This is a genomic window from Mesorhizobium sp. M7A.F.Ca.MR.148.00.0.0 (assembly GCF_003997735.1).
GTDB lineage: Bacteria > Pseudomonadota > Alphaproteobacteria > Rhizobiales > Rhizobiaceae > Mesorhizobium.
This window is the reverse complement of sequence record NZ_RZTB01000603.1, coordinates 1-260: the sequence shown is the minus strand read 5'-3', so window position 1 is coordinate 260 and position 260 is coordinate 1. Positions and strand designations below refer to the sequence as shown.

Here is a 260-nt window from a genome sequence, read left to right as displayed (position 1 = left end):
AGGGCGCGAATTGCTGCAGGCCGATCTGCCCCAGGGTCGAAATGCGCTGGCGCTTTTCCGCGACCTTCTCTTCCATCACAGCCTCCCCGCCAGGAGAAAGCCGGAACCGCCGCCGAGACCCGCACCCGGATGGGTCGAGGCGCCTATGTGGTAGAGGTTCTTGATGCCGGTCTGCTGGTTGCGGCTGCTCTTGAACGGCCGCCACAGGAAGGACTGGTCGATGGTCGAGGAACCGCCATAGGGATCACCACCCACCAGAT

At 63.8% G+C, this 260-nt stretch carries 1 pseudogene; it reads right to left on the bottom strand.

Going from position 1 to position 260, the window contains the following annotated elements:
• Window positions 1-75: 75 nt before the first annotated feature.
• Window positions 76-260, bottom strand: a pseudogene (locus tag EOB49_RS35490) (FAD-dependent oxidoreductase); the annotation flags it as partial.